Source organism: Streptomyces griseorubiginosus, assembly GCF_017614965.1.
In the GTDB taxonomy this organism is placed as follows: domain Bacteria; phylum Actinomycetota; class Actinomycetes; order Streptomycetales; family Streptomycetaceae; genus Streptomyces; species Streptomyces griseorubiginosus_B.
The window spans coordinates 1-1,543 of sequence record NZ_WVUG01000631.1; the positions used below are offsets into that span (position 1 = coordinate 1).

Annotated in this window: 1 protein-coding gene and 1 pseudogene; one reads left to right on the forward strand and one right to left on the reverse strand. The window is 70.9% G+C overall.

The features are described 5' to 3' along the window. Positions 1-635 (forward strand): annotated as a pseudogene (locus GRC12_RS44335) (hypothetical protein); the annotation flags it as partial. A gap of 32 nt (positions 636-667) precedes the next feature. On the opposite strand, the gene GRC12_RS44340 reads toward GRC12_RS44335, so the two are convergent. After that, positions 668-1,216, reverse strand: coding sequence for a GNAT family N-acetyltransferase (locus GRC12_RS44340; RefSeq protein WP_208786079.1), 549 nt, complete (start codon positions 1,214-1,216; stop codon positions 668-670). Positions 1,217-1,543 lie beyond the last annotated feature (327 nt).

Genomic DNA, 1,543 nt, shown 5'->3' on the forward strand with positions numbered 1-1,543 from the left:
CCGCCGAACTGGCCACCCTGCTGCGTCAGATGACCGCCCTGGACGAAGAGACCCGCCCCACGGCACACGACTGCGCCCGAACCCTGGCTCAACTGGCCCCGTTGACGCACACCGCGGAGCGGACCGCGTGCCCGGCCGTGAGCAGCGTCGTGCCTGCGGCCGTGGAGCACGGAGACGCCGGGGGTACCCATCACAGCCTCCCGCCCGACGCGAAGCCGCTCGGTGTCTCCTGGGCGGCGCTTCGGCCCGCCTTCGCTCGCAGGCGCCTCGGGATGTGCGGATCCGCGGCCGCACTGGCCGCCGTCGTCACCGCCGGTCTCGTCGTCAGCGATGGCTTCTCGCAGCACGGCGCCACCGGCGAAGCGGCTCCGTCGGTCAGCAGCCCGGCCGTGCCGTCATCCCCCGGCACTCCGACCGGCGATGACCACAGCCCTGCCACGCCGACGCGCTCGTCGACCCCGTCCCTCTCGGCCCACCCGCTTCGGGACGCGGCCCCAGGCGGCGGCGCTCACCGCGGCAAGGACACGCCAGCCGATGCCACCGCACGCGGCAAGAAGAAGTCCCCGAGCGATCTGCCCGGGCGGGCAAAAGGAAGGAAGGGCAAGAAGGACAACAGCGCACACGGAGATCGCTAGTGGGCCGTCCCCGTCCTCGGGCGCTCGCGGCCCTACGCGTCGGGGTCGCGCAGGCCGACTGCGTCATGCCGCCAGAACGGCTCCGCGTAGACCAGCGTCCCCGTCATCCAGGGCTCATGCTCCGGGAACCTGATGACCTGAAAGGCATCGTCCGGGATGCGCAGGGACGGCTTTCGGAAGCCCAGGCCACCGCCGGGCACGAAGCCGAAACGCGAGTAGTAGCCCGGATCGCCCTCCAGGAAGACGAGGGGAACGGCCCGTTCGGCGAGGACCTCCAGTCCGTGCCGGACCAGGGCCGAGCCGATTCCGCGCTTGTGGAACTCCGGCAGGACGGCCAGCGGACTGAGGACCTGCACGTCCACCAGCCGACGAGGGGCGTCGAGAAGACTGCGGGTGAACATCACGTGCCCCACGACCTGTCCGTCCTCCACGGCGACCAGCGAGAGACCGTCCTCGGGCGTGATGGTGCTCCGCAGGGTGTCGACCAGGTCGGCCACGACGAGGCCATGGTCACCGAACGCCCGCAGATGAACGTTCCGTACGGCTTGTCCGTCGGCCGGAAGTTCTTCGCGAAGATCCATGCCCGGAGGGTAAAGGCCCCTCAGGGCGGCTCGCACACGGTTTTGGAGCAGGAGCGACACGCGGCCCGGATCGTGCCGTGCAGCGCGGTTCCGCCGCCCTCACAGTCCCGCCGGCTAGAAGGCTGCTGAAAATCTTGTCGAGGGGCTGTCCGGCCGCAGGCCGGGCGGCTCTTTTCGCTATGCGTTGGCCGGGGTGAGGTGCCAGGTGCCGCTGGTGCGGGTGAGTCCGAGGTTGACCAGTCGGCGGAGGTTGAGGGCGGCGGCGCGGTGGTGGAGCCAGAGGTTGTTGGCGATGATGCCGCGGTGCGGGACGCGGCGGTTGCCGCC